2 protein-coding genes are annotated in these 1,124 nt (G+C 52.0%); both read right to left on the minus strand.

What is annotated here, in order from left to right:
- Nucleotides 1-149: 149 nt before the first annotated feature.
- Complete coding sequence (locus tag NZ772_19340; GenBank protein ID MCS6815712.1) at nucleotides 150-821, minus strand: hypothetical protein; 672 nt, start codon at nucleotides 819-821, stop codon at nucleotides 150-152.
- Between the two features lie 80 nt (nucleotides 822-901).
- Nucleotides 902-1,124: class I SAM-dependent methyltransferase (locus tag NZ772_19345; GenBank protein ID MCS6815713.1), on the minus strand; the 223-nt coding region annotated here is incomplete at its 5' end.

The raw sequence follows: 1,124 nt of genomic DNA on the forward strand, positions 1-1,124 counted from the left end.
GTCGGCATGGACACTACAGGACTTGATAGGACTTGGATGCATTAGGCAATGGGTTGCCTGGCAGTCTAGCTCACAGTCCTACAGGGTTAGACAAAATGCTCACCTTAGTCTAACGCATCGCTTGTTATGGGTCATGAATTGACGAGGGATCACGGCAAGCGTTTGAGGTAATTGAGAAAATGCTCTAACTCATCAGCGCTGAGTTGCTGGCGAGACTCTTTGCCAAACTGCTGCTTGAGATATTGCCGCCGCTGTTCGGTGCTCCATCCTAGCCGTTTCATTTCGATACCGGTTTGGTCAATAATCTCTGACAAATCGATCGGCTCTCGCTTGCCTGTTGGTGGCTCCGTGGAGCTAGCAGGAGTAGCGTGGCGTGCAGGCGAACTCAGCGATCGTGATGGCTGAGGGCGGGGTGTTAACGGGTTAGGTTTCGCAGTGGATGATGGATGAGGCAAGTCATGGGCAACCGAGTTGGGCAGCGTTGGAGTCTGGGAAGGGTTAGCCTGATTGGCACTGGTCTCAGGTTGAAGGGGTGAACTGGCAACAGAGGGCGGGGTTGTGACAGCAGGCATAGCAGGCAGAGGCAAAATTCCTAACACCTCTAGGGCGCGAATGCGTGCTCGGTCTTCCGCTTGTTCTACAGTGGGGGCAGCCGCCATACCCGTAGCGACAACAGTTTCTCCTAAGCGCACGATCGCCCGCACTAGGTAGTAATCGTTGTGAGTTTGCAGCAATTGGGTGACTAGACTGCCATTGGGATAGCTAGTGCGAAACTGGCTGAGCACGAATTGCAGGCTAGAGTCAGACCTAGAATCATTCATAGGGTAGAGGGTACTGCAGGTGCCACAGGAGGAACTACTCTACTTGACTAGTCTAATTGTAAGTAAGTTGACGATCATCCTTACTGCTTATGAAAAATGACCGATAGATTGTTCGCAGGCATGGTAATCACTTGAGAAAGTGCGAGGTGATGAATCTCAGCCAAGGCAGCCACGGTCTCCAAATTTCGTACACCCCACGTTGGGTTTTGTGCCCGCAAGCTAGCATCAAACGCCTCATTGCTAGGGGCTGTATGTTGTTCTTGGCGTTGAAAGGGGCCATAGAGATAAAGAACCCCGCCCACA

This window comes from Cyanobacteriota bacterium (genome assembly GCA_025054735.1).
Lineage (GTDB): Bacteria > Cyanobacteriota > Cyanobacteriia > SKYG9 > SKYG9 > SKYG9.

Coding starts and splice junctions, on each gene's coding strand:
- NZ772_19340 (MCS6815712.1), bottom strand. CDS start 821: ATGAATGATTCTAGGTCTGACTCTAGCCTGCAATTCGTGCTCAGCCAG.